Below are 25381 nucleotides of genomic sequence, written 5' to 3'. Positions count from 1 at the left end.
AGCATGACCACTACGACCAAGTACCGCGTTTTGTCTGGCGCCATCGTTGCCTCCCTCACCCTCGGCACCGCGGTTCCAGCCTGGGCCGCGGGCAGTGACATGCAAGGCATGGATCACAGCCAGATGCCCGGGATGGACCACAGCCAGATGCAAGGCATGGACTCGATGCAAGGCATGGAGCCCATGCAAACGGCACCGACCACCAGCCGTACGCCCATCCCGACACTAACCGACGCCGACCGCGCTGCCGTTTACGAAGACCATGGCGGCCATGCGGTACATGACAGCGCCATCCATTCGTTTTTTCTCATCGATCAATTGGAATGGCAGGACGCCGATGAGGGCAGCGCGCTGAGCTGGGATGCTTCAGGCTGGATCGGTGGGGACATCGATCGCTTGTGGCTGCGCAGCGAAGGCGAACGCACCAACGGCAAGACTGAAGAAGCCGAACTCCAGGCCCTTTGGGGCCATGCCATCAGTCCCTGGTGGGACGTGGTAACCGGCGTGCGCCAGGACTTCAAGCCGGGTGACCCGCAAACCTGGGCAGCCTTTGGTCTCCAGGGTATGGCGCTGTACAACTTCGAAGCCGAAGCCACGGCATTCATTGGCGAAGGTGGTCAGAGCGCGGCGCGTCTGGAAGGCGATTACGACATCCTGTTGACCAATCGCCTGATCCTTCAACCCACCGCAGAAGCCAACTTCTACGGCAGGAACGACCCTTCCCGCGGGATTGGCTCAGGGCTTTCGGATACCGAAATAGGTGTGCGGTTGCGGTATGAAATCCGCCGTGAATTCGCCCCCTATATCGGTGTCACCTGGAACCGCACCTATGGCAACACCGCCGACTATGCCCGTGAGGAAGATGAAGACCGCAGTGAGGCACGCCTGGTACTGGGCCTGCGGATGTGGTTCTGAACACGCTTGAAACCGATCGACCAAAAAAATCAAAAACCGTGCTGTAGGAGTCCTTGCATGTCATCCATCAAAAACGCTGTTGTCGCTGTTGCGCTGTCCACCGGTCTGTTGATCAGCGGGTTGGCCCAGGCGCATCCGAAACTGGTGTCCTCCACCCCCGCCGAAGGCGCGGAAGGTGCCGCGCCGGAAAAGATCGAACTGCATTTTTCCGAGAACCTGATGACCCAATTCTCCGGCGCCAAGCTGATGATGACGGCGATGCCCGGCATGGCGGCGCACTCACCGATGCCAATGTCGGCAAAGGTGTCGGGTAGCCAGGACCCCAAGACCATGGTCATCACCCCGAACGCCCCGCTCGCGGCCGGCACTTATCAGGTTCAGTGGCGCGCGGTATCGTCCGACACGCACCCGATCACCGGTAACGTCTCGTTCAAGGTGAAATGATTTGAGCGAGTCGATCAACGTTGCCCTGCGCCTGGCTCTGTATCTGGATTTGATGTTGCTGTTCGGCATCGCCGCCTTCGGTCTCTACGGCCTGCGGGGCCAGGAACGGATCTCCGGCGCGGTGCTGGACTTCAAGTCACTGTTGACGATCACCGCGCTGCTCGGCCTGGTGTTGTCGGTGGCCGCCATGGCGTGCATGGCCTGGGCCATGAGCGGTGCAGCCAGTTGGGAGGAGCTGTGGCCTCATGTTGAAATGATGGTGTCGGGTACCGATGTGGGTTGGAGCTGGAGCCTGCGGATCGTGGCGCTGACGGTGGCTGCCCTGGCCGTGACGCTCAATCATCGTTGGCCCGGCGCCAGCTTGTGGCTGATCGTGCTGAGCGGCCTCGCCGCGTTGGCTACCCTGGCCTGGACAGGACACGGTGCCATGGACGAAGGCGAACGCCGTACCTGGCACTTCACCACTGACTTCCTGCACTTGTGGGCAGCGGGTGCCTGGGTGGGTGCCTTGGCCGCGTTCGCCCTGCTGCTCTACCAGACCGCACCGCCACTGTCGGTCATGAGCCGGGCACTGACCGGCTTTGAAACCATCGGAGCAGTGATTGTGGTGCTGATCAGCGTGACGGGCGTGGTGAATTATCTGTTTATCGTCGGCCCAAACGTCGACGGGCTGCTCGACAGCACCTATGGTCAGTTGCTGGCCCTGAAACTTGCCCTGTTTGCGGCCATGCTGGTGTTCGCAGCGCTGAACCGCTTCCATCTGAGCCCATTGCTGGAACAGGCCAGCAAAACCGGCGAGCAAAGCATCGCCATCAAGGCCCTGCAGCGCAGCATGGTGCTCGAATTGTCGGTAGCGGTGCTCATTCTGGCGCTGGTGGCCTGGCTGGGAACATTGAGCCCGGCCATGGAGTAGCATCTGCAGGAGCGGGCTTGCTCGCGAAGACGGCGGTAGATCCAACATCATCGCCTCAGGCAGACCGCTATCGCGGGCAAGCCTTGCTCCCACAGGGACCGCGTTCTGCCAGATACACCGCGAACAACTGTGGGAGCGGGCTTGCTCGCGAAGACGGCGGTAAATCCAACATCATCGCCTCAGGCAGACCGCTATCGCGGGCAAGCCTTGCTCCCACACAGCCTTGCTCCCACGGCGGTTCCCGGCCCATTTAATCTTTCAATAGCCCCGCCAAGTTTTCAATTTGCCCCACTCCTCGTTTCCCGGCCTAAATGGCATTTTTATTCGGCCAAGGCTCTGTTATGGAAAACGTTCGAACTTCAAGTACCCACGCCGTCTGGCTGATGGTCAGCGTGGTATTGGTGGCGCTGAACCTGCGGCCCTCCATGGCTGCCGTCGGGCCATTGTTGTCAGCCATTCGTGGCGAGGTGCCGTTGAGCTTCAGCGCCGCTTCGCTGCTGACCATGCTGCCGGTCATGGCCATGGGCCTGGCGATGTTTTTGGGCATGCGCATCGCCTTGCGCATCGGCGAACACCGTACCATCGTGCTGTCGCTGTTGATCATCGGCCTCGCCACGGCGTCGCGCTTGTACCTGGATAGCGCCGTCGAGCTGATCGTCAGCGCGGTGGTGGCCGGGCTCGGGATCGCCCTGATCCAGGCGGTGATGCCGGCTCTGATCAAATCACGCTTCAGTGACAACGTCTCGCTGTTCATGGGGCTGTACGTCACATCGATCATGGGTGGCGCGGCGCTCGCGGCATCGTTCTCACCCTTCGTCCTGACCCAGACCGGTAGCTGGCGTATCGGCCTGGCCATCTGGGCGATCCTGGCGCTGATCGCCCTCGGTTGCTGGTACGCCCAGCGTTCGGCGGTCACGCCTTTGCCCGACGCTCCGAGCCGGCAGCAAGAGTCTTTCTTCGCCAATGGCCGGGCCTGGTTGCTGGCAATTTTCTTTGGCCTGGGCACTGCGTCCTATACCTGCGTGCTGGCCTGGCTGGCGCCGTACTACGTGGAAAAAGGCTGGAGCGAACAACACGCAGGCCTGTTGCTGGGCTTCCTCACGGCAATGGAAGTGCTGTCCGGCCTCGTCACCCCGGCGATTGCCAACCGTAGCCAGGATAAACGCCTGGTGCTGGCCGTCCTGCTGGCCTTGATCATGGCGGGGTTCTGCGGCCTGATCCTCAGCCCGGAACGCTTGAGCCTGCTGTGGCCTTGTTTGCTGGGATTGGGTATCGGCGGCCTGTTCCCGATGAGCCTGATCGTGTCCCTCGATCACCTGGACAACCCACGCCGGGCCGGTGGCCTGACGGCGTTCGTGCAAGGCATCGGCTATCTGATCGCCGGGCTCTCACCGCTGGTCGCCGGGATGATCCGTGACCAGTTGGGCAGCTTCGAATGGGCCTGGTGGTCGCTCACCGCAGTGATGGGGCTGATGATCCTGATGGTGTTGCGCTTCAATCCCAAGCAGTACGCCCGTCACATCAGCTAGTGGCTTGTTTGGCTCGTGTGCTTGAAGGGCTGCAATGATTGCAGCCCTGTTTTATTCAAACCTACCCATGACGGCCGACGGATTTGCCCATCATGACGTTCCGGTACTCAAACGCAGGAATCAGACCTTGATGAAAAACGTCGGTTTTGCAGCCGCTCACTGGGGCATGCTCATCTGGGCAATGCTGATTGCTTCGTCGTTCTTTGCTGCGGCTCAGGTCAGCCAGTCGATCGATCCGATTCTGCTCACGGGCTTGCGATTGCTGTTTTCCGCCTTGATGTTTCTTCCGCTACTGCTGCTGAAAAAAAGCTCGCCCATCTCCACCCAGGGACTGTTGGCGCACGCGGTCCTTGGCTTGTTACTGGCAACCTACTTCGGTTCGCTGTTCGAGGCCTTGCGCTATACCTCGGCGGTCAATACCGCGACGCTGTATACGCTGGTGCCCTTGATGACGCTGTTCTTCGAGGTTTTCCTGCTGCCCAGCCCGAATCTCAAGACCCGCCTGCTGCCCATGCTGATCGCCGCGGCCGGCGCCGTGCTGCTGACGCTCAAAGGTTCGGCGCCCGGGCAAATGCCTGCGCTCTATCCGGTGCTGGTATTCGGTGCCGGTTGCCTGGCGATGGCGCTGTATTCACCTCTCAGCCAGCGATTCAAGGCCAAGGCGCTCAAGGGACGGGATCCGGTGGCGATGACCTTCTGGAACATGCTGTTCGGTTCGCTGTTCCTGTTGGTGTTCTGCCTGTTCAGTGGTGGCTGGCGCAGCGCCCTGCAACTGTCGACGCTGGATATCGGTTGGCTGGTGTACCTGGCCTTGTTCGGTACCCTCGCCACATTCTGGCTATTGCATCGGGCAATTGGCGTGATCGCACCGTCCACGGTGATTTCCTATGTGTACCTCAACACACTCTTCGTGACGCTGCTCCACTGGTTCTGGTTCAGACAACAACCCCTGCCCCTGGAAATCACCGGCGCTGCGCTGGTGGGCGTGGGGATGCTGGCATTGGTGGTCTCAAGCCGTAACGCGAAGACCGTTACGGCCTGAGAGCCTATCAGCAAGTCGATACCGGGCGCGGGGCAACCGGACTCCAGCGCTCCAGTTCCCGCTCCAGGAAAGCCGCCACCGCCAGCAAGCGCTCTTCCTGCCAATGGGGCCCGACAATCTGGATGCCGACAGGCATCCCGGTGACGGGGTCGGTTCCGGCGCGGATCACCACCGCCGGCGAACCGCTGAGGCTGAACGGGAAGACGAAGGCATAGCGGTCGCGGTCTTCCAGGGACTCCCCATGACGGAAGGCGACGTCCGGGAACACCGGGCAGATGAGCAGATCATGCTGCTTGAAGAACTTCGCCAGTTGATAGCGGAAGGTGTCGATGGCGATCCAGTCGCGCTTGACTTCATCCACGGTCAACTCCACGGCCTCGCTCATGTCCATCAACTGAGCGATGGCCGGGGTGAAGCGGCGCTTGTTCATGGTCTCGAACATCTGCCGCCAGCCTCGCCCGGCATCAGCGCCGGTGATGAACACCCGCCACAACACATCGCAAGCCTCTTCGAGCATCGGCGGCGCCACCTGGCTCACCTGCGCCACCACCGACTCAAGGCACTGCTCGACCTGTTGCAATACCTGGCGCACCGCCGCACTGACCGGCGTGCGACTCGATTCCGAGAACAGCGCGATCCGCAGGTCGGCCAGCGGCTCGCTGTCGGCGAACGGTACGTCGACCGTGTCCGGATCGAGGCCGTCGGCACCGCTGATCAACGGCCCGAGCAGCGCCAGGTCATCGACATACCGCCCCATCACCCCAAACGCCGAGGTCAGGTGAAACAGCCCGGAACGGTCGTTGGGAAACTGGCCGGTCAAAGGCACCCGGCCCTGGGTCAGCTTGAGGCCGCAGATGCCGTTGAAATGCGCCGGTATACGCACGCTGCCGCAGGCATCGGAAGCCAGGCCCGCCGGCGAACAACCGGCGGCGATCGCGGCGGCCTCACCGCCACTGCTGCCGCCGGCCGAGCGCTGTAAGTCGTGGGGGTTGAGGGTACGGCCGTAGATCAGGTTTTCGGTCTCGAAGGCCATGCACAGTTCAGGCACATTGCTGATGCCCAGGATGATCGCGCCGGCCTGTCGGAGCCGGGCGACCGCCGTTGCGTCGTGCTGGCTGGTCTCGCCCAGCAGTTCCTCCAGCCCGCGGGACATTTTGAACCCACGGACATGGAGCACATCCTTGACGGTGATCGGGATGCCATGCAGCGGACCGCTGATTTGCCCGATGCGTGCCATCTCATCAGCCTCGCGGGCCTGGCGCCGCAGTTCCTCCACGGGCGCCAGCTGGATCAGTGCGTTGATCTGCCGATTTCGTTCGGCGATGCGCTGCAAGTAGAACTCCAGCAACGTGACACTGGTCAGCACGCCCCGCCGCAGCAGGCCGGCCATTTCCCGCAGGGTCAGGGTGTCGGGGTTGAACATACTCACGACGCCTCCTTGCTGCGCAGCCATTTGTTGGGCAACTGGTACATGTTGCGCACCACCAGGGAAAACGCCTTGACCGCCAGCTTCGGTCGCCGGTCGATGGCTTCCAGGGCTTCTTCGATCATCGTCAGGACATGGCGCAACGCATCGGGAGCAATGTTCAGCGGCGGATAAAAGCGCAACACCGGGCGTTCGGCCTTTTCATTCATCGAGTGCCCGGCATGAATGCCGCGCTTGCCCAACTCCATGCTCATCAAGGCCTCATAGACCGACCCGCGCAAGCGCAGGCCCGTCATCAGGCCCACCCCTGGCACGTCCTCGACGATGTGCGGATAGCGCAGCGCCAGGCGTTGCAAGCCATGGCGCAGCAATCCGCCGTTGATCCGCGACTGCTCCACCAGGTTGTGTTGCTCGATGTAGTCGATGGCGGCGAGCGCCGAGGCACACGCCACCGGATGACCGCCGTTGGTGCGTGTGTCGGGCTCGATTTCGCTGAGCGGGTACTGGCTGGTCAGGCGCTGGCTGTACATGGCGCAGGCAAACGATGTGTAGCCACCGGTCAGGCCCTTGGAGAGGATCATGATGTCGGGCACGACCTCGTCGTACTGTACGGCGAACCATTTGCCGCAGCGCCCGAAACCGGTCTGGATCTCATCCGCCACCAACAGGGTGCCAGTGGCATCGCACAAGGCCCGCAGGTTGGCCATATAGCCCACCGGCGGCACTTGCAGATGGGCACCGCCCAGGATCGGCTCGACGTAGACCGCGCATACGCCCTCGCCCACGGCTCTCTGCAAGGCGGCGAAATCGCCATAGGGCACGCAGGTGACCTCCGGGGAATCGATGCCGTAGCTGCTGTGGTTCTGGCGCTGACCGAGAATGCTCATCGCCGCCAGGGTCTTGCCATGGTAGGAGCCGCTCATCACCACGATGCCGCGCCGGTGCGGCTGGATCCGCAAGGCATAGCGCAGGCTCTGCTCCACCGCTTCGGCGCCGGACACCATGTATTGCACGTCGCCCCATTCGCCGGGTACCAATTGGCGCAGGCGCTCGGACAGTTTGTCCTGCAGCGGATGACGCCGACCTTCCGGCACCCAGGCCAATTGGTTCAGTTGCGCCTGCACCTGCTCGCGCACCATCGGGTTGCGATGCCCGACGATGAACACGCCATAGCTGCACGCGCAATCGATGAAACGCTTGCCGTTGTGGTCAGTGACGTGGATGCCATCGGCCTGTTGCTCGACGGTGGTCTTGCCCAGGCGATACAGCTTGGCTGCCGATGCGCTCCAATGCCGCTGGCAATCGTCCAGCAGTTGTTCATGCGGCCTGAGTAAGGACATGGCTCAGTGTCTCCTTGATGATAGTTGCGGCACGTTGGATCTGTTCGGCACGCGCAGTGATCGGGCAGCGCAGGACCAACGCACGGCCCCGCGGCGAGCTGACATAGACGCCTTGCTGGTACAGCGCTTCGCAGAGCGCACTGGGTTGCAGGTCATCGGGCAGCGGCAGGCTGACCCAGCCGCCTTCGGCCACCGCACCGAATGACGCCAGGGCCTGCGCCAGTCGCTGGCCGTTGTCCCGGCATTGCCGGGGCGAGTCGTTGACCTGCGCATAATCCAGCGCGGCCAGGGCTGCGACACAGGCCATCGGGTTACCAGCCGTGGTGCTGCCATGCTTGGCCGGACTGCTGCGGCCGTAGACCTGCCAGGCCATGCGTTCGCTGCAGGTGTAAGTACCGATGGGAATCGCGCTACCGCCCAGGGCTCCCCCCAACACGACGATATCCGGCACGGGGCGATAATGCTGGAAGCCGAACAGTGTGCCCAAGCTACCGAGGCACGTTTGCGTATCGACCGCGATGACCGGCACCGAAGCCTGCGCTGCGCGGGCGTGCAGGCGCTCGACCAGCGCGGGTTCGAGCATTTGCAACCGGCCATTGGCATCAAGACGGGTATTGCTGTGACACACCGCGAAGCAATCGTTCCAGTCCACCGTGTCCAGGTCGGCGAGATGACGAATCGCCGCCCGCTTGAAGCCGAGGAAAGCCTGCACACCCAGGTCGCCCTGGGTGGCATTGAGGCAACGCCCGTAAGTCAGCGAACCGTAATCGCCACCCTGCACAAACACGATGGTGTTGCCCTTTGGCTTGAGGCCCTTGCATAGCTTCAAGGCGCCTTCGAACGCCTCGTCACCCGAACTGCACACATAGGAGCTGACCAGCGGCGCTGGCAACACCTCCGCCAGGCGGCGGCACAAGGCAATCAGCGGTTCAGACATCAGTACCCGATTGGACAGGCCCATGATCTGCGCCTGGCGAGTGACCGCTTCGATCACCGCCGGCACCTGGAAGCCAAACCCGCCGGTCAGATCGATAATCTGCCGGCCATCGCCGTCGAGGTACGTCTCGTACTGCCCGCCAATAATATATTTGTCGTTATTCATGGGATCTCTCAGCGGTAGCTCAGGGCATTGAAAATGCGTCGACGCTCATCGACGATGGTTTCGCGGCCGTGCATGACCCGACGGTTGTCGATCATCACCATGTCATGGTCACGCCAGCCCACCGGAACGGTGTACTGGGCCGACACTTCAGCGATCTCGGCGAGGAATTCGGCGGGAATCGCCTGCCCGCTCACCGTGTCGATCACCGGCGCCTCATAGTTGTAGGAGGGCCCCAGGATGCTATTGGCAAACGCAGGGCGCTGACTGAAAGAGGAAGTGAGAATGGCCGACGTGCTGAAGGCGTAATGAATCGAATCGTCGGTCGGGTTGAAAGAGATGTGGGTATGCGGATCATCGCCGATGATCTGCAACAGATCCTCGATGACGACCGCCGCCGGATCCGACAAGGTGGTCGAGTAATGGCAAACCAGCCGGCGCCACTTCTCCCCGGCCACGGTACGGCTGTAGCGGATCGGATTCTCTTCGAAGAAGCTGCGGCAGGCCGGGGACAGCTTCGCCAGCACCTTCTCTCCGTCGCAGATCGTGGTTTGCGAGCCCTTGCGTGGTGCCTCCTGGCAATAGAACCAGGTGATGTCCGGCCAGAACGGCGAGTTGCCGTTTTCGCAATGCAGACCCACCGCCTGGTGGCCAGCATCCACCAACTGCGCGGCGCCGCCCACCATGATCCGGGCCGGGTCCAGGCTCAGCCGGGAACTGTTCTGCTTGACGTAGGCGCTGAACTGCTCGGCACTGTGGATGCAGTTGCGAAACAGCACGACTCCGTAATGTCCCAGCAGCTCATACAACTCAGCCTTGCCCAGGCTGGCGAAGTGGTGCGATTCGACGATGGAGACGTCCGGGTTTTCAAAGTGAAAGGCAGGTGTGCTCATTGGATGCGTTCCCTTGCAGAGTGGAAAAAACAGTGGCGATATCGGCGCGTTTGGGCCGACCGGTAACGGTGTAAAGCTGTTCGATCAGCGGATCGTCCTTGGCCAGCAACCAGAGCCGGCTCGGTCGTTCGATGTCGGAGAAGTGTCCGGTCGACCAGCTCACCAGCTCATCGCTGGCCGGAGTCGACTCGACGCACAACAACGCCACCAGACCGTGCTGCTCGTCGAAAAACACCGCGGCGTCGTTCACGCCCGGGTATTTGCGATACTCCAGCTCGACCTGCTCAGGGCTGACGTTGCGGCCGTTGGGCAGGCAGATCACGTTCTTCTTGCGCCCATGGACATAGAGGTAACCCTCTTCGTCGAGCATTCCCAGGTCGCCGGTGTCCATCCAGCCGTCGCCGGACATGGAACACGCGCTGGGGTCCGTCCCCGAATAGCCGCTGAACAGCGAGCTGCTCTTGACCTCAATGGTCTGGTCGGCACCGATCCGTACCTGGACATGGGGAAGCGGCTTGCCGACACTGCCCAGGCGCTGTTCCTGGGCCGTGTTCATGCTGACCACCGACGCGTTCTCGGAAAGCCCGTAGCCCTGAAACACCTCGATACCCTGCTGCGCCAACGCGTGCAGTGCATCGATGCTCACCGCCGCGCCTCCGCAGGTAATGTGCGCCCCGGACTTGAGATAACGGGCCAGACGCTCACCTGGCTCGCCACCTTCGTTCAATTGCTCCAGGAAGCGATTGATCATGACTGGCGGTACCGTCAGGGCTGTTGGCTGGACTTGCAGGATCCAGTCGACCAGCCGCTGTGGCGACGCCCCCGGCTCGCCGAGCAGCGCTTCACTCGGAGGGAGGAAATGCACAGTCCCGCCAGCCAGCAGCGGCAGGTAGGCGGCCGTCACCTGTTCGAGCAGCAGGCTCAAGGGCACCAACGAGAGGTAACGACGATGGGCATCGGCAGGCATGCGCTGGCGCAGGGACGTCAACACCGCACCGACGGCCCGGGTGCTCAAGCGCACACCTTTGGGCCGACTGGTTGTCCCCGAGGTGTGGATGATCTTGCAGATCCAGTCATCGTTACCGTTCGGCGCGTGCAGCAACGGCTGCTCGATCACGGGCTCGCTGATACGCCGCAGGCGGCTGTCGGGGAAATTCAGCTTCCAACGTTGAGCCAACGTTTGCTGCCCGGCGGCATCCACCAGAAACCCGTCGCAACGCTCGGCCAAGTGTTCGGCCTGGGATTGGCTGAACGCCAGCGGCAAAGGCAGCGCGGTGATCCCGGCGAACAGACAAGCCAGGTCGGCCACCAGCCAGTCGCTGCTATTGCGCGTGGCGATGCCCAACACCACCTGATCGCCGCTGGCCGGGCTTGCGAAACGCCGTTGCAGCTCCGCGGCCAGATTAATGGCCCGGTGCTCCAGCTCGCCGTAGGTCAGCTCTACCGACTCACTGTCCGACAACCAGACGACCGCGCAGACCGCCTGGCGGTTGTCCCGCAGCGCCTGTTGCAACTGATCGATGAACCCGCCACTCATGGTTGCGCCCTCGCCAGCGAATCGCTGGGTAGTTGAGTGAACGAGGTATTGAGGGTCATGGCCGCAAAGCGGGAACGCTTCGGATCGACCTGGATAAAACCGGTCACCGGCGCCTTGGAATAATAAGTTCCCCAGTTCTTGCCGCCATCGTCAGCCAGGCGAGTGGGATCTGCCGTCAACAACGGCTCGAAATGAATCTGGCAACTTTCCATCATTTGCCGGACTCGAGGCGTCACCGTACACAACAGGTAATGCCCACCCATGCACCACGACAACAATGGAATCATATTAACGAGAATCATTCCCGCTGTGAGGTGATGAGAAATAAGGTTCCCAATCTCGACAATGTTCGAACGCTCGATGGTTTTCTCGAAACGTTCGGACAAAATCTCATCGATCGACTGCGTCAGGTATTGCTCGGAAAACAGTGTGCGGTGGTCCGCAAATGTAATTCCGGCACACGCAAGAATACGATCCGCCTGATCCTGAGTAACTGCAAAGTATTGCGGGTTTGGTTCAACCGATGCCGAATAAGAACTTCGAAACTTCTCTTTCACTACTTCAGTGGCTTGTACCCATAACGGTGTTTGAGTTTCTGCGACACGTATTTGCATTTCGTCCTCCTCCGTCCTTGTGCAGGATTTCCAAAAAAAGCGAGGCGAGCATATTTAAGAAAATTCCTACAAGCCATTTAAAAAATAAATTGCTTCCGCTAATATATAAATAAACGTCTTTGTCATAAAAACAAGAGACGCTAGCCCATGGAATGCGCCTAGAAGGAACTTATGCTCAATAGTAATTTGCTTAGAAAGCTGGACATGCAGGACCTCATGGTGTTCGTAGCGGTGTACGAGCAGAGCAGCGTTACCGAGGTCTCCGAAGCCCTTTGTGTCAGCCAATCCACCGTCAGCTACTGCCTGAAAAAACTGCGTACCAGCTTCGAAGATGAATTATTCATTAACACTCGCAGCGGCATGCGGCCTACAAACAAAGCCAGTGCGATGTACAGCCATATCGTCAAGATTCTTCAGACGATCAACATCTGCCATTCAGGTATTCAAACATTCGACCCAACCCAGAAAGAGATTACTTTCAACATTTGCGCGCCCGAATACTTTGAACTGTTGATACTCCCAAAATTGATCAAGCGCTTTGTCGGCAGCCGTTTTCCTATCATCGTGAATATAACGAAATTCCATAAAGATATTCCGGTCGACGAATTGATGGATGGCCGTTTCGACTTGGTTGTTTGTTTTGGACCGAACTTCCACCGTGGCGCAAAGGGACTGCGCTCGCAAGTACTGCTGGAAGATGAATTAGTTTGTGTGGTCGACAAGCATGCCGACTTGCCGGACGAGGCGCTCAGCCTGGAGACGTTTGTCGCATGCCCGCATGTTTTTCCTACGCCCTGGACGTCCGACACCAACATGGTCGACGGCTGGCTCGCCCGCCAGGGCCATAGCCGCCAGATCGTGGCTCGGGCCAACAGTTACGTGGCGGCACTCAACATGATCCCCGGGACCGACTTCGTGCTGACGCTGCCACGACGCATCCAGGCCCTGACCTGCGACGAGGAGAGATTCAGCCATCGCAAACCGCCCACGGGACTACCGAATTTCACGCTGGATATGGTGTGGAGCGAGAAGCCCGGCCAAGACAACGCCAACATTTGGTTTCGCGAACAGATTGTGAAAGTCTGCGCCGAGGACGGCTTGCTGTAACCGCCGGGGAACCACGGGAATTCCTCGTGGTTCCCCGGCCGAGACTTTTCTACAGGCAAAAAAAAATCTGGAAATCCTCACTTTCGTGGGCCTTCCAGATTTTCAAAATCTTCTAAAAATGGTGGGTCGTGTAGGATTCGAACCTACGACCAATTGGTTAAAAGCCAACTGCTCTACCAACTGAGCTAACGACCCGCTTCGTGGTGGCGCGTATAATACTGATTTTTAAGGACTATTCAACACCCAATTTGAAAAAAATCAAAAATATGGGGTCGGATCGCCCACGCCCGCCGCTTTGAAGCCCTCGGCACGCAGGCGGCAGCTGTCGCATTTGCCGCATGCACGGCCCTGCTCATCCGCCTGATAGCAGGAAACAGTCAGTCCATAATCCACGCCCAGCTTCACACCAGCCGTGATGATCTGCGCCTTGCTGAGATTTTGCAGCGGCGCCTGGATACGAAAACCCTGGCCTTCCACGCCGGCCTTGGTCGCCAGGTTGGCCATGCGCTCGAAGGCTTCGACGAATTCCGGACGGCAGTCCGGGTAACCCGAATAATCCACGGCATTGACGCCGATGAAAATGTCCCGGGCGCCCAGCACCTCGGCCCAACCCAGCGCCAGAGACAGGAACACCGTATTGCGAGCCGGCACATAAGTCACCGGGATACCTTCGCTCGGGGCCTCTGGCACATCGATGGAACTGTCGGTCAAGGCCGAGCCGCCAATGCCGTTGAGGTTCAGGCCGATCACTTTATGCTCCACCACGCCCAGATCGCGGGCTACCCGCTCGGCGGCCTGCAGTTCAGCACGATGGCGCTGACCGTAGTCGAAGCTCATGGTGTAGCAACGGTAGCCTTCGGCGCGAGCCATGGCCACGACCGTTGCCGAATCCAGGCCGCCGGACAACAGGATGACCGCACGTTTTTCCACTGTGTTCGATTGCTCTGTCATATCAGCGCCCCGGCTCGTCGTTCCAAAGATATTTATGCAGTTGCAATTGCAGGCGGACCGGCAGGTTATCTGCCACCACCCAATCCGCCAGATCGCGAGCGTTCAAGTCGTGATGGCTCGGGGAAAACAATACCTCCCCCGCTCGCTGGTCGAGCCCGTACTGAATGAGCTTGGACACAGCCCAGTCGTAGTCCTCACGCGAGCAGATCACGAACTTGACCTGATCGTTGCGTGTCAGCAGCTCGATGTTTTCGTAACGGTTGCGATGCGCCTCCTTGGAGCCTGGGGTCTTCAGGTCCAGGACGCGACTGACCCGCGTATCGACCGCCGAGATATCCAATGCGCCGCTGGTTTCCAGCGAGACCTCGTAACCGGCATCACACAGCCGTTGGATCAAGGGAATGGCATTGGGCTGCGCCAGCGGCTCACCGCCCGTGACGCAGACATAGCGCGGACGATAACCGGCCACTTGTTCAAGGATATCGTCGAGGGTTCGCAGAGTGCCGCCGCTGAAAGCGTAGGCACTGTCGCAGTATTGACAACGCAACGGGCAGCCGGTCAGGCGCACGAATACCGTGGGCAGCCCGGCCGTTCGCGTTTCACCCTGCAAAGAGTAAAAAACTTCGGTGATTCTCAATGTGTCTTGCATAGTCGCCACGGGCGTAACAGCTAAACAGGCCGTCCGCCTCCGTCAGGCACTTCAAGGAACCCCGCCAACGCGCAGGCCCCAAGAAGCGTGTTTCATGAAAAGGGCGTGAATTCTAACGAAAAAACCCGCGACAGGCGCGGGTTTCTTCACAAACGGGTCGGTCTACATGCGCTGCAAGTCACGCTGAGCCAACTGAGCAGCGGATGTGCCCGGATACTGGGCCACGACTTGCTGCAGAATCCCCTTGACCTTATCGGTATGACCAAGACGACGCTCTACATCAGCAAGCTTGTACAGCGAATCCGGTACCTTGGCATGCTTTGGGTACAACTGGGAGACCTTGGCGAACGCCTGTCCGGCGCCTTGCAGGTCACCCTTTGCCAGGTTCACTTCGCCCAGCCAGTATTGGGCATTGCCCGCGTACTGACTGTTCGGGTATTTACGCAGGAAAGCGCCGAAGGCCTGGCTGGCCTTGTCGAAATCCTTGGCCTTGATCAGGTCGAAGGCGGCATCGTAATAGAGCTTTTCCTTCGCCGGGTCGGCCGGCTCGCCGCTGGCGGCAGGTGCTGCCGGAGCGGCTGCCCCTGCGCCCGCTGCGGCACCGGGGGCGTTCAAGTCGCCACCGGATGGAGAATTCTCAGGAGTCGCGGCGGGTGCAACGCCGGTTCCTATGCGCCGATCAAGATCCTGGTAACGTTCCAGGTTCTCCTGTTTCATGCGCGATACTTCGTTTTGCAGCACTTCAATCGCGCCTTGCTGGCGTGAAATCTGATCCTGCATTTGCTGCAGTTGGTTGAACAGCTCGCCCTGTGCCGAGACAGGAGCCGAAACTCCTCCCCCGGCATAGGCGCCGTTCGTACCGTAACCCGCAGGCGGATAGCTGCCCCCGCTATTGTTATAGCCGGAATCGTTATCGACCACAGGAACCGCAGCCCACGCCATGAATGGCGCGAGGCTGAGAGCCAGAACAGTTACAGCACGACGGCACGTTCGCATGACGAATCAGTTCTTACGCAGTTCGACGCGACGGTTTTGAGCCCAGGACTGCTCGTCGTTGCCAGTGGCAACTGGACGCTCTTCGCCGTAGGAAACCAGTTCCAGCTGAGCTGGGGAAACACCTTGCAGTACCAGGTAGCGCTGAACGGCTTTCGCACGACGCTCGCCCAGTGCCATGTTGTACTCACGAGTACCACGTTCGTCGGTGTTGCCTTCCAGAACAACGCGAGCGCCGTTTGCTTTCAGGTCTTTGGCGTGAACGTCCAGCGAGCGCATGGCTTCTGGCTTCAGGTCCGAACTGTCGTATTCGAAGTAGAAGGTGGTGATTGCGCGCAGAGCAGCTTCTTCGCTCAGGGAGCCGTCAACTGCACCAGTGTTAGCGCCGTAACCAGCGTTCGGATCAACAGCGCCTTCACCGGCGTTGTCGCCGCCTTTGGACGAGCAACCTACAGCTACGGCCATGGCCAGAGCCAGCGCAGCAAATTTACCAAACTTCAGCATTTCCATCGTGAAACTCCTAATGAACCCCAGTGTGTTAAGTAAAACGTATTGCGCCGCGTCAGTTCAGGTAAGGGGACCAGGACGGTTCTCTGACTTCGCCTTGTGCGGTAGGAAGCGGGAGCCTCACGCGTCCATTGATGGACACGAGCATCAGCACTCCCCGGCCCTGCTGGCGGGTGGCGTAGATTACCATGGTGCCGTTGGGCGCAACAGTAGGCGACTCGTCCAGAGTGCTATCAGTCAGGATTTTTACGCTGCCGCGCTGCAAATCCTGGGCCGCTACCTTGAAATTGGTGAAACCATCCTGGCGATGGATCATCACCAGGGTCTTTTCATCCGCCGACAGTTTCGGGTTGGCGTTGTAGTTACCGACGAACGTCACGCGTTCGGCACCGCCGCCACCGGCACTGGTCTTGTAGATCTGTGGCTTGCCACCACGGTCGGAGGTGAAGTAGATGGTCGAGCCATCCTTGCCCCAGAACGGCTCAGTGTTGATGCCCGGGCCGTTGGTGACGCGGGAGATCGAACGAGACGCCAGATTCATCACGTAGACGTCCGGGTTACCGTCCTTGGACAGTACGAACGCCAGGCGCGAACCGTCCGGCGACCAGGACGGCGCACCGTTCAGGCCTTCGAAGTTGGTGATCTGCTCACGACGACCGGTATCGATGTGCTGCACGAAGATACGCGGACGCTTCTGCTCGAACGACACATAGGCGATACGCTTGCCATCGGGGGCGAAACGTGGCGACAGGATCGGCTCACGGGATTGCAGCAGGGTTACCGCACGGGCGCCGTCGTAGTCAGAACGTTGCAGGGTGTAGCGGGTGTTGTTTTCCGAGAAGCGCTCGGCCGTCACATAGAGCATGCGGGTTGAGAACGCGCCCTTGATGCCAGTGAGCTTTTCGAACGACTGGTCGGAGATGTAGTGCGCCATGTCGCGCAGTTGGTCGACGCTGCCCGACACGCTTCCGGTCAGCACTTGCTGCTCGGTGGCGACGTTGAACAGGGCGTACTGCACTTGCAGGCGGCCACCGGCCGGAACGATGCTACCGACCATGATGTACTGGGCGCCCAGGGCCTTCCAGTCACGGTAGATGACTTCGCTGGCCTGGGTCGGCAGGCTGATCATGTTCTGCTTGGGAATCGGCGCGTAGTAACCCGAGTTACGCAGGTCGTTGCCGATGATTTCCGCCATGTCGTCCGGCAGGACGCTGCCGCCCTGCCAGCCGAACGGTACGACGGCGATCGGGGTGGCCCGGTCGCTGCCGCTGGTGACCAGAATGTTCTTTTCCTCTGCCACCGCTATCCCTGCCAGGCAGCAGATAACGACAAGCATTGATCGAAGAAGGTTTCTCACAAGGCTAGATCCTCAGGTGTGAATGTCATCTTGAATGAACGATAGGGAGCGAAATCGCTCGGCTTCATTCCTTGCATTTCCGTCAATCGTCCGATGTTCTTGACCGCTGCAACCGCCGAAGCATCGAAAGGTCCGTCGCCACTGGACTTGGCCACGCTGACCGAGGCCACCGTACCGTCCGGCAACATGCCGATCTGCAAGACCACCGTCATGCCTTGGCGCGCCGAAGGTGGACGAGCCCAGCCTTCTGCCGCACGGGCACGAATCAGGTCATCGAAGCTGCCGGCGACTTCATCGCCCTGCTCATCGGCCAAGGCCTGCTGGCGCTGCGGCGTGTCGGAAAGCAGGTCTGCCAGGGCCTGGGCCTTCTTCTCTTCGGCAGACTTGCGCGCGGCGTCCTGGGCCTTTTTCTTGGCGGCATCGGCAGCGGCTTTCTTCTTCGCGTCTTCGGCGATTTTCTTCTTCGCCTCGTCAGCTTCAGCTTTCTTCTTGGCGTCTTCAGCGGCTTTCTTCTTCGCGTCCTCGACGATCTTTTTCTTCGCCTCTTCCGCGGCCGCCTTCTTGGCCTCTTCTTCAGCGGCTTTCTTGGCTTCTTCTTCGGCTTTCTTCTTGGCTATATCAGCCAATTGTTTCTCTTCTGCCTTCTTGGCCTCGGCGGCTTTTTTCGCCTCATCGGCTTTGCGGGCCTCGTCAGCTTTCTTGGCCTCGTCGGCCTTCTTCGCTTCTTCGGCCTTTTGAGCAGCTTCCTCTTTCTTTTGTTCCGCGGCCTTTATCGCTTCCTGCTCGACCTTTTTCTGCTCCATCTGCTCGACTTCGGTCTGGCGTGCGGCGGACTTCTTCGCCTCACCGGCGATCTTCTGGTTGGTTTGTGTGGTGGCCTGGCTCTTGGATTTGAGCTGGTACAGGGTCGCCTGCACGATCGGTTTGGCCGGCGGCAGCTCCGGTGTCATGGAAAAACTGACGAAGAGCATGCCAAACACCAGCACATGCAAGCCAATTGCCCAAACACTGGGCCAGAAGTAGCTTTCCGAGGCGGACGGCTCTCGCTGTTGCTGCATCAGGGGGCCTCGGTGATCAAGCCAACATTACCGACCCCGGCTTTCTGCAGGCCACCCATGGCGCCCATCACGGCACCGTAGTCGACCGTCTTGTCACCTCGGATGAAGACCTGGGTGCGCTTGCCGTTCTGGTTGCCATTATTGATGATCTTGGTCACCGCATCGGTCATCTGCGGCAAGGTCATGGCCCGGTCCTGCTGCTTCTCGGTGTCGACTTCACTGCCAAGGTTCCAGTAGTAGGTCTTGTCAGCCTTGATCGAAATGGTCAGTACCTGGGTGTTGTTGTCCTGCGGCAAGGCTTCGCTGGAAACCTTGGGCAGATCGACCTTCACGCCCTGGTTGAGCATGGGCGCGGTCACCATGAAGATGACCAGCAGCACCAGCATCACGTCGATGTAGGGCACCACGTTCATCTCGGCGACCGGCTTGCGCTTGTTTCGGGCTCGAGCGATTAAAGCCATCGGGAAATACCTGCTTATTCTTCGCTGGTGTGCACTTTGCGGTGCAGGATCGCCTGGAACTCATCGGCGAAGGTGTAGTAGCGGCCGATCAGCGTTTCGCTGCGGGCAGCGAAACGGTTGTAGGCGATAACGGCCGGGATGGCCGCGAACAGACCAATGGCAGTCGCGACGAGTGCCTCGGCGATACCAGGCGCCACGGTGGCCAGAGTCGCTTGCTGGGCGGAAGCCAGGCCACGGAAGGAGTTCATGATCCCCCAGACGGTACCGAACAGACCGATGTACGGGCTGACCGAACCGACGGTGGCCAGGAATGGCAGGCTCTGTTCGAGCTTTTCTTCCTCGCGGGAAATGGCCACACGCATGGCGCGGGCCACGCCTTCCATCACGGCTTCAGGATCGACGCCCGGCTGCTGGCGCAAGCGGGAGAACTCCTTGAAGCCAGCGCGAAAGATCTGCTCGACGCCCGAGTCCGGATCCGGGTTGCTGCCCGCCTGGCGGTAGAGCTTGGACAGGTCGATACCGGACCAGAAGCGCTCCTCAAAGCTCTCCAGGGCACGGCGACCGGCGCGCAACAGGTTGCCACGCTGAAAAATCATGATCCATGAGGTCACCGATGCGGCTACCAGGGTCAGCATTACCAGTTGCACCACGACACTGGCATTGCTGACCAGGCTCCACATGGAGGTATGGTCGACGACGTTAGCTTCCACGCTTTATCTCCTGCTCTGAGTGTGTACCCGCGCCGCTCACGCCGGCAAAGGCCGTACGTAGAGCTTCGGGAATGGCCCGGGGTTTCAAACTATGGGTGCGCACACAGGCCACCAAAAACTGCCCTTCACAGAGCAGCGCATTATCCGTTGCCCGCCTCACTTGCTGCTTGAAGCGCAGGCTGACACGGTTCAATTCGATGACATCGGCCGTTACCAGAAGCTCATCGTCCAATCGCGCCGGCGCGTGATAACGCGCTTCGCTGGAATGCACGACGAATAACAGGTCCTCCCCTGCCAGCGCGGATTGGGCAAAACCCAGTTCCCGCAGCCGTTCGGTTCGAGCCCGTTCCATAAACTTGAGGTAATTGACGTAGTAAACGATACCGCCGGCATCGGTGTCCTCGTAATAAACGCGACAGCGATGTGCGAACGACTCCAGCCCGTTTTGCGCGCGCATACTCTAGTGCTTACTCCTCAGGTTGCCAATCCGGCCAGGCAACTGTTTTTTCATTCTCGAGTGCATTGACGCTCCGGGCGTGGTCTGGGACAGCACGAACCGCAAAAAAGTCGCTGCACGGAGGTCGGTCAATCGTCCACGGCATCGAGGAATTCGTCTACCGTCGGCATCTCACCCATTCGTGTCGGGATGTTTAAACCAAAGTGCAGATAGGCATGCCGCGTCACCACACGCCCGCGCGGGGTACGCATGATATAGCCTTGCTGGATCAGATAAGGTTCCAGCACATCCTCGATGGTATGGCGCTCTTCGCTGATGGCCGCGGCGAGGCTGTCCACGCCCACCGGCCCACCGTCGAATTTCTCGATCATGGTCAGCAGAAGGCGCCGGTCCTGGTGATCGAACCCCCGTTCGTCGATGTCCAGCAGGTTCAACGCCAGGCCGGCAATCGACTTGGTGATATGGCCCTTGGCACGGACCTCGGCAAAATCCCGCACCCGACGCAGCAGACGGTTGGCGATCCGCGGCGTCCCTCGGGCGCGACGGGCCACCTCATAGGCCCCCTCCGGGTCCAGCGGCAGCCCAAGGATGCCCGCCGAGCGACTGACAATCGTCGCCAGGTCCGCATTGCTGTAGAACTCCAGGCGCTGGACGATGCCGAAACGGTCGCGCAGGGGGTTGGTCAACATGCCGGCGCGGGTGGTAGCGCCCACCAGGGTGAAGGGTGGCAGGTCCAGCTTGATGGAACGCGCCGCCGGTCCCTCGCCGATCATGATGTCGAGTTGAAAATCCTCCATGGCCGGGTACAGCACTTCCTCGACGATGGGCGACAGCCGGTGGATTTCGTCGATGAACAGCACGTCATGAGGCTCGAGGTTGGTCAGCAATGCCGCCAAATCCCCCGGTCGTTCGAGGACCGGTCCCGACGTGCTCTTGATCGACACGCCCATTTCCTGAGCAATGATGTTCGCCAGGGTGGTCTTACCCAGGCCTGGCGGCCCGAAGATCAGGGTGTGGTCCAGCGATTCGCTGCGCCCACGGGCCGCCTGGATGAACAATTCCATCTGCTCGCGCACGGTCGGTTGGCCGATGTAATCGGCCAGGCTGACAGGGCGAATCGCACGGTCCTGGATTTCTTCGCGGTCACGGGGCCCACCCGTGGCGGCGATCAGACGATCGGCTTCAATCACTTAAATCATCCCCTTCAGGGCGCGACGAATCATTTCTTCGCTGCTCAGGCCCTTTTCCTTGATGGCGGAAACGGCCTTGCTGGCTTCCTGCGGCTTGTAGCCCAGGGAGATCAGCGCACTGACCGCATCGCTCTCGGCACTGATGACAGGCGCGGGCGCGTCCGGCTGGTTCGGCACCAGGGCGAACATGGCCGGCACAGTCTCCCAGGCCTTGAACCGATCCTTGAGCTCGACCAGCAGGCGTTCGGCGGTTTTCTTGCCCACGCCCGGCACCTTGGTCAATGCGGAGGTGTCCTGGGATTGAACGCAACGCACCAGCTCGTCGACTTCCAGGCTCGACATCAAGGCCAGGGCCAGTTTCGGCCCCACACCATTGAGACGGATCAGCTCACGAAAAAAGTCTCGCTCGCGCTTGCCGACGAAACCATACAGTAACTGCGCATCTTCTCGTACAACCAGATGGGTGTGCAGAGTCAGCGGCTCGCCGACCGGCGGCAGACGGTACAGCGTGGTCATGGGCACTTCCAGCTCATAGCCCAGCCCGTTTACATCCAGAATCAGGTGCGGCGGCTGCTTTTCAGCCAGAGTGCCGCGCAAGCGTCCAATCACGTTTCAGATCCTTGGGCGTTGGCCAGCCGCCGGCTGGCAAAGTGAAAACCTGGACAGAACACCCACAATACAGGTGTTCGATGCCCAGGCTCATGAATGATTGCGCCGATGCTATCAGAGACGCAGGCGCCCGCCACGACTGCGTGCGGCCCCCAAGCCGTGGGGCATGAGACTGGACCGCGTATGCGCATGACAAATGGCAATCGCCAGGGCATCGGAAGCGTCGATCTGCGGCTTGCTGACCAATTTCAGCAAATGCATCACCATCATCTGCACCTGCTCCTTGTTCGCCGCCCCCGTTCCGACGACTGCCTGCTTGACCTGGGTAGCGGTGTACTCGGCAATTTCCAGGCTTTCCTCGGCGCCGGCAACAATCGCCGCGCCCCGGGCCTGCCCCAGCTTCAGGGCCGAATCGGCATTGCGGGCCATGAAAACCTTTTCGATGCCCATGGTGACCGGGCCGTAGGTCTGGATGACTTCGCGTACGCCGCGATAAACAATCTGAAGGCGCTCATGCAATTCACCGGCGCCGGTGCGGATGCAGCCGGAGGCAACGTACACGCAACCGCGTCCGGTATCGCGAACCACGCCATAGCCGGTGATGCGCGAACCGGGGTCGATGCCAAGGATTAAAGTCATAGCGCCTGCGAAAGGTAATGCGGGTTACAAGAGGATACAGCAAGGGCTTAACCCCATGCCGGTCACGCACGATATGTAAAGTCGAACAATTCCTGTGGCGAGGGGATTTATCCCCGCTGGGCTGCGTAGCAGCCCCCAGAACAGTCAACTCACTCTGTCTGATACACCGAGCTGCCGGATTTGGGGCCGCTGCGCGACCCAGCGGGGATAAATCCCCTCGCCACAGGGTTACGCTTAACTGACCACACCGTGGAGGGATCAGCCAAGCTGTTCAGCCACAGACTCTGGAATATCGGCATTGGAATAAACGTTCTGCACGTCATCCAGGTCTTCCAGCATGTCGATCAGCTTGAGCACCTTTTCAGCGCCTTCCAGATCCAGTTCGGCGCTGGTGGTCGGCTGCATGACGATTTCCGCATCGGCCGGCTTGAACCCGGCAGCCTCCAGCGCGTTGCGCACGGCATAGAAGCTGGCGAATGAGGTGAACACGTCGAACGAGCCGTCTTCGTGGCCGACCACGTCGTCTGCGTCGGCTTCAAGGGCCGCCTCTGTCAGGGCGTCCTCATCGAGGCCTGGCGCGAAGCTGATCTGCCCCTTGCGCTCGAACAGATAGGCCACCGAACCGTCGGTGCCCAGGTTGCCGCCGCATTTGCTGAAGGCATGACGCACAGCCGCCGCGGTACGGTTCCGGTTGTCGGTCATGCATTCGACCATCACTGCCACACCGCCCGGACCGTAACCTTCGTAGGTCAGCTCTTCAACGTTGTCAGCCTCGGTCGCACCCGCTCCCCGGGCAATGGCCCGGTCGATGATGTCGCGGCTCATGTTCGCACCGAGCGCCTTGTCCAGGGCCAGGCGCAAGCGCGGGTTCGAGCCCGGATCACCGCCACCCTGGCGGGCCGCGACCGTCAGCTCACGGATCCACTTGGTAAAGATCTTGCCTCTCTTGGCATCCTGACGTTCTTTGCGGTGCTTGATGTTCGCCCACTTGGAATGACCTGCCATAACTCGCTCCGTTTTCTTGAAACATTGCCGGCCCTGCCCTTGCGCAGCCGCCGGCAATCGGAAATATCGACACCAATGAAAAGGCGCATCCGAAGATGCGCCCTCAGGTGCCAGCCTTACTCAGCCTTTGGCTGTTCACGCAGGCGAATGTGCAGCTCGCGCAGAGCCTTGGCATCCACCTCACCCGGCGCCTGGGTCATGACATCGGCCGCGCTCTGGGTTTTCGGGAATGCGATCACTTCACGGATCGACTGGGCGCCGGTCATCAGCATCACCAGGCGATCCAGGCCGAAGGCCAGGCCACCGTGGGGCGGTGCACCGTACTTCAGCGCATCGAGCAGGAAGCCGAATTTCTCTTCCTGTTCCGCTTCGTCGATACCCAGCAGACGGAAGACCGCCTGTTGCATTTCCTTGCGATGGATACGGATCGAACCGCCACCCAGCTCGGTGCCGTTCAGGACCATGTCGTATGCACGGGACAAAGCAGTCGCCGGACTGGCTTCCAGCTCTTCAGGCGAGCATTTCGGTGCGGTGAACGGATGATGCAGCGCGGAGAAGCTGCCGTCGTCATTTTCTTCGAACATCGGGAAGTCAACGACCCACATCGGCGCCCACTCGCAGGTCAGCAGCTCCAGGTCATGACCGACCTTGATACGCAGCGCGCCCAAGGCTTCGCTGACGATCTTGGCCTTGTCGGCACCGAAGAACACGATGTCGCCGTCGACCGCGCCGACGCGATCGAGGATCACGTTCAGATTGGCTTCGGGGATGTTCTTGACGATCGGCGACTGCAAGCCTTCGACGCCCTTGGCCCGTTCGTTGACCTTGATGTACGCCAGGCCCTTGGCACCGTAGATGCCGACGAACTTGGTGTAGTCGTCGATCTTGCTGCGCGGCATGCTCGCCCCGCCCGGCACGCGCAAGGCGGCCACGCGGCTTTTCGGATCGTTGGCCGGACCGCTGAAGACCTTGAATTCGACTTCCTTGAGCTGGTCGGCCACATCCACCAGTTCCAGCGGAATACGCAGGTCCGGCTTGTCGGAACCATAGCGGCGCATGGCCTCCTCGAAGGTCATGTGCGGGAACTCACCGAATTCCAGACCCAGCACTTCCTTGAACAGGTTACGGATCATGCCCTCGGTCAGGCCCATGATGTCTTTTTCGTCGAGGAAGCTGGTCTCGATGTCGATCTGAGTGAACTCAGGCTGACGGTCGGCACGCAGGTCTTCGTCGCGGAAGCACTTGGCGATCTGGTAGTAACGGTCGAAGCCAGCCACCATCAGCAGTTGCTTGAACAGCTGCGGCGATTGCGGCAAGGCGAAGAAGCTGCCGGGGTGGGTACGGCTCGGCACCAGGTAGTCACGGGCGCCTTCCGGCGTGGCGCGGGTCAGGATCGGCGTCTCGACGTCGAGGAAGCCGTTCTCGTCCAGGTAGCGGCGGATGCTGGTGGTCATGCGCGAACGCAGACGCAGCTTCTCGGCCATTTCCGGACGACGCAGGTCGATGAAGCGATAGCGCAGGCGGGTTTCCTCACCTACGTCGGAATATTCGTTGAGCGGGAACGGCGGGGTTTCCGCTTCGTTGAGCACCTGCAACTCATAACCCAGCACTTCGATCATGCCGGACGCCATGTTGGCGTTGCCAGCGCCAGCCGGGCGCAGACGCACCTTGCCGGTGATCTTGACGACGTACTCACTGCGCACGCGGTCGGCCGTGGCGAAGGTTTCAGCGCGGTCCGGGTCGAACACCACCTGGGCCAGGCCTTCACGATCACGGATATCGAGGAAAATCACCCCGCCATGGTCACGGCGACGATGAACCCATCCGCAAAGAGTAACTTCCTGACCTTCCAGGCTTTCGTTCAGTTGGCCGCAATAATGGCTGCGCATCATGGTAGTGGTTTCACTTCTCGTAATTCGACATTCGGTTGGAGGCC

General features: G+C 60.4%; 26 protein-coding genes and 1 tRNA gene. 6 read left to right on the top strand and 21 right to left on the bottom strand.

The features are described from left to right. Positions 1 to 3 precede the first annotated feature (3 nt). The 5 genes from EGM97_RS04480 to EGM97_RS04460 all read left to right on the top strand — a co-directional run bounded on the left by EGM97_RS04480 (position 4) and on the right by EGM97_RS04460 (position 4843). Positions 4 to 915 carry a copper resistance protein B gene (locus EGM97_RS04480; protein ID WP_238961091.1) on the top strand — a complete coding sequence of 304 codons (912 nt, stop codon included), beginning with the start codon at positions 4 to 6 and terminating at the stop codon, positions 913 to 915. Positions 916 to 972: 57 nt separating this feature from the next. After that, positions 973 to 1359, top strand: coding sequence for a copper homeostasis periplasmic binding protein CopC (copC, locus tag EGM97_RS04475; protein WP_238961090.1), 387 nt, complete (start codon positions 973 to 975; stop codon positions 1357 to 1359). Position 1360: 1 nt separating this feature from the next. Further along, entirely contained in the window at positions 1361 to 2272 is a 912-nt protein-coding gene (copD, locus tag EGM97_RS04470; RefSeq protein ID WP_238961089.1) for a copper homeostasis membrane protein CopD, read from the top strand. A 341-nt stretch (positions 2273 to 2613) separates the two neighbouring features. Continuing rightward, positions 2614 to 3801 (top strand): cyanate transporter, encoded by a 1188-nt coding sequence (locus tag EGM97_RS04465; protein ID WP_238961088.1) that lies wholly within the window; start codon positions 2614 to 2616, stop codon positions 3799 to 3801. 130 nt (positions 3802 to 3931) lie between these two features. Continuing rightward, positions 3932 to 4843 (top strand): DMT family transporter, encoded by a 912-nt coding sequence (locus tag EGM97_RS04460; RefSeq protein ID WP_238961087.1) that lies wholly within the window; start codon positions 3932 to 3934, stop codon positions 4841 to 4843. Between the two features lie 7 nt (positions 4844 to 4850). Here EGM97_RS04460 and EGM97_RS04455 read toward each other — a convergent pair whose 3' ends face one another. From EGM97_RS04455 to EGM97_RS04430, 6 genes are read right to left on the bottom strand one after another with little or no spacing between them, the layout of a single operon-like run. Next, the gene (locus tag EGM97_RS04455) at positions 4851 to 6266 is read right to left on the bottom strand and encodes an amidase (protein ID WP_238961172.1); all 1416 of its coding nucleotides are present in this window, start codon (positions 6264 to 6266) and stop codon (positions 4851 to 4853) included. A 2-nt stretch (positions 6267 to 6268) separates the two neighbouring features. Beyond that, positions 6269 to 7609, bottom strand: a complete 1341-nt coding sequence (locus EGM97_RS04450; RefSeq protein WP_238961086.1) for an aspartate aminotransferase family protein — start codon at positions 7607 to 7609, stop codon at positions 6269 to 6271. Beyond that, on the bottom strand, positions 7587 to 8711 hold the full coding sequence (locus EGM97_RS04445; RefSeq protein WP_238961085.1) for an aminotransferase class III-fold pyridoxal phosphate-dependent enzyme: 1125 nt from the start codon (positions 8709 to 8711) through the stop codon (positions 7587 to 7589). The genes EGM97_RS04450 and EGM97_RS04445 overlap by 23 nt, the downstream gene beginning before the upstream one ends. 8 nt (positions 8712 to 8719) lie before the next feature. Further along, positions 8720 to 9601 carry a TauD/TfdA family dioxygenase gene (locus EGM97_RS04440; protein ID WP_238961084.1) on the bottom strand — a complete coding sequence of 294 codons (882 nt, stop codon included), beginning with the start codon at positions 9599 to 9601 and terminating at the stop codon, positions 8720 to 8722. Then, positions 9576 to 11138, bottom strand: coding sequence for an AMP-binding protein (locus EGM97_RS04435; protein WP_238961083.1), 1563 nt, complete (start codon positions 11136 to 11138; stop codon positions 9576 to 9578). Before EGM97_RS04435 ends, EGM97_RS04440 begins: the two co-directional genes overlap by 26 nt. Next, positions 11135 to 11752 (bottom strand): thermostable hemolysin, encoded by a 618-nt coding sequence (locus EGM97_RS04430; RefSeq protein ID WP_238961082.1) that lies wholly within the window; start codon positions 11750 to 11752, stop codon positions 11135 to 11137. The genes EGM97_RS04435 and EGM97_RS04430 overlap by 4 nt, the downstream gene beginning before the upstream one ends. A gap of 171 nt (positions 11753 to 11923) precedes the next feature. On the opposite strand from EGM97_RS04430, the gene EGM97_RS04425 reads away from it, so the two are divergent. Continuing rightward, the gene (locus EGM97_RS04425; RefSeq protein ID WP_238961081.1) at positions 11924 to 12859 is read left to right on the top strand and encodes a LysR family transcriptional regulator; all 936 of its coding nucleotides are present in this window, start codon (positions 11924 to 11926) and stop codon (positions 12857 to 12859) included. 119 nt (positions 12860 to 12978) lie between these two features. Here the strand turns inward: EGM97_RS04425 and EGM97_RS04420 are convergent. From EGM97_RS04420 to aspS, 15 genes are all read right to left on the bottom strand, one after another. Next, positions 12979 to 13054 (bottom strand) — tRNA-Lys (locus tag EGM97_RS04420). Positions 13055 to 13117: 63 nt separating this feature from the next. After that, a complete protein-coding gene (gene queC, locus EGM97_RS04415) occupies positions 13118 to 13810 on the bottom strand; it encodes a 7-cyano-7-deazaguanine synthase QueC (RefSeq protein ID WP_238961080.1) in 693 nt (230 codons plus the stop codon). A 1-nt stretch (position 13811) separates the two neighbouring features. Beyond that, entirely contained in the window at positions 13812 to 14459 is a 648-nt protein-coding gene (gene queE / locus EGM97_RS04410) for a 7-carboxy-7-deazaguanine synthase QueE (RefSeq protein ID WP_238961079.1), read from the bottom strand. A 162-nt stretch (positions 14460 to 14621) separates the two neighbouring features. Next, positions 14622 to 15455, bottom strand: a complete 834-nt coding sequence (gene ybgF / locus EGM97_RS04405) for a tol-pal system protein YbgF (protein WP_238961078.1) — start codon at positions 15453 to 15455, stop codon at positions 14622 to 14624. A gap of 6 nt (positions 15456 to 15461) precedes the next feature. Next, positions 15462 to 15962, bottom strand: a complete 501-nt coding sequence (gene pal / locus EGM97_RS04400) for a peptidoglycan-associated lipoprotein Pal (RefSeq protein ID WP_053146989.1) — start codon at positions 15960 to 15962, stop codon at positions 15462 to 15464. Between the two features lie 52 nt (positions 15963 to 16014). Continuing rightward, a complete protein-coding gene (gene tolB, locus EGM97_RS04395; protein ID WP_082339636.1) occupies positions 16015 to 17316 on the bottom strand; it encodes a Tol-Pal system beta propeller repeat protein TolB in 1302 nt (433 codons plus the stop codon). After that, positions 17313 to 18374, bottom strand: coding sequence for a cell envelope integrity protein TolA (tolA, locus tag EGM97_RS04390; protein ID WP_238961077.1), 1062 nt, complete (start codon positions 18372 to 18374; stop codon positions 17313 to 17315). Before tolA ends, tolB begins: the two co-directional genes overlap by 4 nt. Then, on the bottom strand, positions 18374 to 18826 hold the full coding sequence (gene tolR, locus EGM97_RS04385; RefSeq protein WP_172679583.1) for a protein TolR: 453 nt from the start codon (positions 18824 to 18826) through the stop codon (positions 18374 to 18376). Before tolR ends, tolA begins: the two co-directional genes overlap by 1 nt. Before the next feature lie 23 nt (positions 18827 to 18849). Further along, positions 18850 to 19545 carry a protein TolQ gene (tolQ, locus tag EGM97_RS04380; protein ID WP_053146980.1) on the bottom strand — a complete coding sequence of 232 codons (696 nt, stop codon included), beginning with the start codon at positions 19543 to 19545 and terminating at the stop codon, positions 18850 to 18852. Further along, the gene (gene ybgC / locus EGM97_RS04375; protein WP_238961076.1) at positions 19535 to 20002 is read right to left on the bottom strand and encodes a tol-pal system-associated acyl-CoA thioesterase; all 468 of its coding nucleotides are present in this window, start codon (positions 20000 to 20002) and stop codon (positions 19535 to 19537) included. Before ybgC ends, tolQ begins: the two co-directional genes overlap by 11 nt. A 128-nt stretch (positions 20003 to 20130) precedes the next feature. Further along, positions 20131 to 21192 (bottom strand): Holliday junction branch migration DNA helicase RuvB, encoded by a 1062-nt coding sequence (ruvB, locus tag EGM97_RS04370; protein WP_238961075.1) that lies wholly within the window; start codon positions 21190 to 21192, stop codon positions 20131 to 20133. After that, a complete protein-coding gene (gene ruvA / locus EGM97_RS04365) occupies positions 21193 to 21801 on the bottom strand; it encodes a Holliday junction branch migration protein RuvA (RefSeq protein ID WP_238961074.1) in 609 nt (202 codons plus the stop codon). It abuts the gene before it with no gap. A 114-nt stretch (positions 21802 to 21915) separates the two neighbouring features. Beyond that, the gene (gene ruvC, locus EGM97_RS04360; RefSeq protein WP_238961073.1) at positions 21916 to 22440 is read right to left on the bottom strand and encodes a crossover junction endodeoxyribonuclease RuvC; all 525 of its coding nucleotides are present in this window, start codon (positions 22438 to 22440) and stop codon (positions 21916 to 21918) included. Between the two features lie 258 nt (positions 22441 to 22698). Beyond that, the gene (locus EGM97_RS04355; protein WP_039591693.1) at positions 22699 to 23445 is read right to left on the bottom strand and encodes a YebC/PmpR family DNA-binding transcriptional regulator; all 747 of its coding nucleotides are present in this window, start codon (positions 23443 to 23445) and stop codon (positions 22699 to 22701) included. A gap of 116 nt (positions 23446 to 23561) precedes the next feature. After that, complete coding sequence (gene aspS, locus EGM97_RS04350; protein WP_053146967.1) at positions 23562 to 25337, bottom strand: aspartate--tRNA ligase; 1776 nt, start codon at positions 25335 to 25337, stop codon at positions 23562 to 23564. Positions 25338 to 25381: the final 44 nt, after the last annotated feature.

This window comes from Pseudomonas sp. AF32 (assembly GCF_022342325.2).
GTDB lineage: Bacteria > Pseudomonadota > Gammaproteobacteria > Pseudomonadales > Pseudomonadaceae > Aquipseudomonas > Aquipseudomonas uvaldensis.
Note: the sequence above shows the minus strand (reverse complement) of the source record. Positions and strands in the feature narration are given on the sequence as shown.

What these genes read in the sequence shown, in the direction of transcription:
- EGM97_RS04480 (WP_238961091.1), top strand. Translation starts at nt 4, where the DNA reads ATGACCACTACGACCAAGTACCGCGTTTTGTCTGGCGCCATCGTTGCC.
- copC (WP_238961090.1), top strand. Translation starts at nt 973, where the DNA reads ATGTCATCCATCAAAAACGCTGTTGTCGCTGTTGCGCTGTCCACCGGT.
- EGM97_RS04465 (WP_238961088.1), top strand. Translation starts at nt 2,614, where the DNA reads ATGGAAAACGTTCGAACTTCAAGTACCCACGCCGTCTGGCTGATGGTC.
- EGM97_RS04460 (WP_238961087.1), top strand. Translation starts at nt 3,932, where the DNA reads ATGAAAAACGTCGGTTTTGCAGCCGCTCACTGGGGCATGCTCATCTGG.
- EGM97_RS04455 (WP_238961172.1), bottom strand. Translation starts at nt 6,266, where the DNA reads ATGTTCAACCCCGACACCCTGACCCTGCGGGAAATGGCCGGCCTGCTG.
- EGM97_RS04450 (WP_238961086.1), bottom strand. Translation starts at nt 7,609, where the DNA reads ATGTCCTTACTCAGGCCGCATGAACAACTGCTGGACGATTGCCAGCGG.
- EGM97_RS04445 (WP_238961085.1), bottom strand. Translation starts at nt 8,711, where the DNA reads ATGAATAACGACAAATATATTATTGGCGGGCAGTACGAGACGTACCTC.
- EGM97_RS04440 (WP_238961084.1), bottom strand. Translation starts at nt 9,601, where the DNA reads ATGAGCACACCTGCCTTTCACTTTGAAAACCCGGACGTCTCCATCGTC.
- EGM97_RS04435 (WP_238961083.1), bottom strand. Translation starts at nt 11,138, where the DNA reads ATGAGTGGCGGGTTCATCGATCAGTTGCAACAGGCGCTGCGGGACAAC.
- EGM97_RS04430 (WP_238961082.1), bottom strand. Translation starts at nt 11,752, where the DNA reads ATGCAAATACGTGTCGCAGAAACTCAAACACCGTTATGGGTACAAGCC.
- EGM97_RS04425 (WP_238961081.1), top strand. Translation starts at nt 11,924, where the DNA reads ATGCTCAATAGTAATTTGCTTAGAAAGCTGGACATGCAGGACCTCATG.
- queC (WP_238961080.1), bottom strand. Translation starts at nt 13,810, where the DNA reads ATGACAGAGCAATCGAACACAGTGGAAAAACGTGCGGTCATCCTGTTG.
- queE (WP_238961079.1), bottom strand. Translation starts at nt 14,459, where the DNA reads ATGCAAGACACATTGAGAATCACCGAAGTTTTTTACTCTTTGCAGGGT.
- ybgF (WP_238961078.1), bottom strand. Translation starts at nt 15,455, where the DNA reads ATGCGAACGTGCCGTCGTGCTGTAACTGTTCTGGCTCTCAGCCTCGCG.
- pal (WP_053146989.1), bottom strand. Translation starts at nt 15,962, where the DNA reads ATGGAAATGCTGAAGTTTGGTAAATTTGCTGCGCTGGCTCTGGCCATG.
- tolA (WP_238961077.1), bottom strand. Translation starts at nt 18,374, where the DNA reads ATGCAGCAACAGCGAGAGCCGTCCGCCTCGGAAAGCTACTTCTGGCCC.
- ybgC (WP_238961076.1), bottom strand. Translation starts at nt 20,002, where the DNA reads ATGCGCGCGCAAAACGGGCTGGAGTCGTTCGCACATCGCTGTCGCGTT.
- ruvC (WP_238961073.1), bottom strand. Translation starts at nt 22,440, where the DNA reads ATGACTTTAATCCTTGGCATCGACCCCGGTTCGCGCATCACCGGCTAT.
- EGM97_RS04355 (WP_039591693.1), bottom strand. Translation starts at nt 23,445, where the DNA reads ATGGCAGGTCATTCCAAGTGGGCGAACATCAAGCACCGCAAAGAACGT.
- aspS (WP_053146967.1), bottom strand. Translation starts at nt 25,337, where the DNA reads ATGATGCGCAGCCATTATTGCGGCCAACTGAACGAAAGCCTGGAAGGT.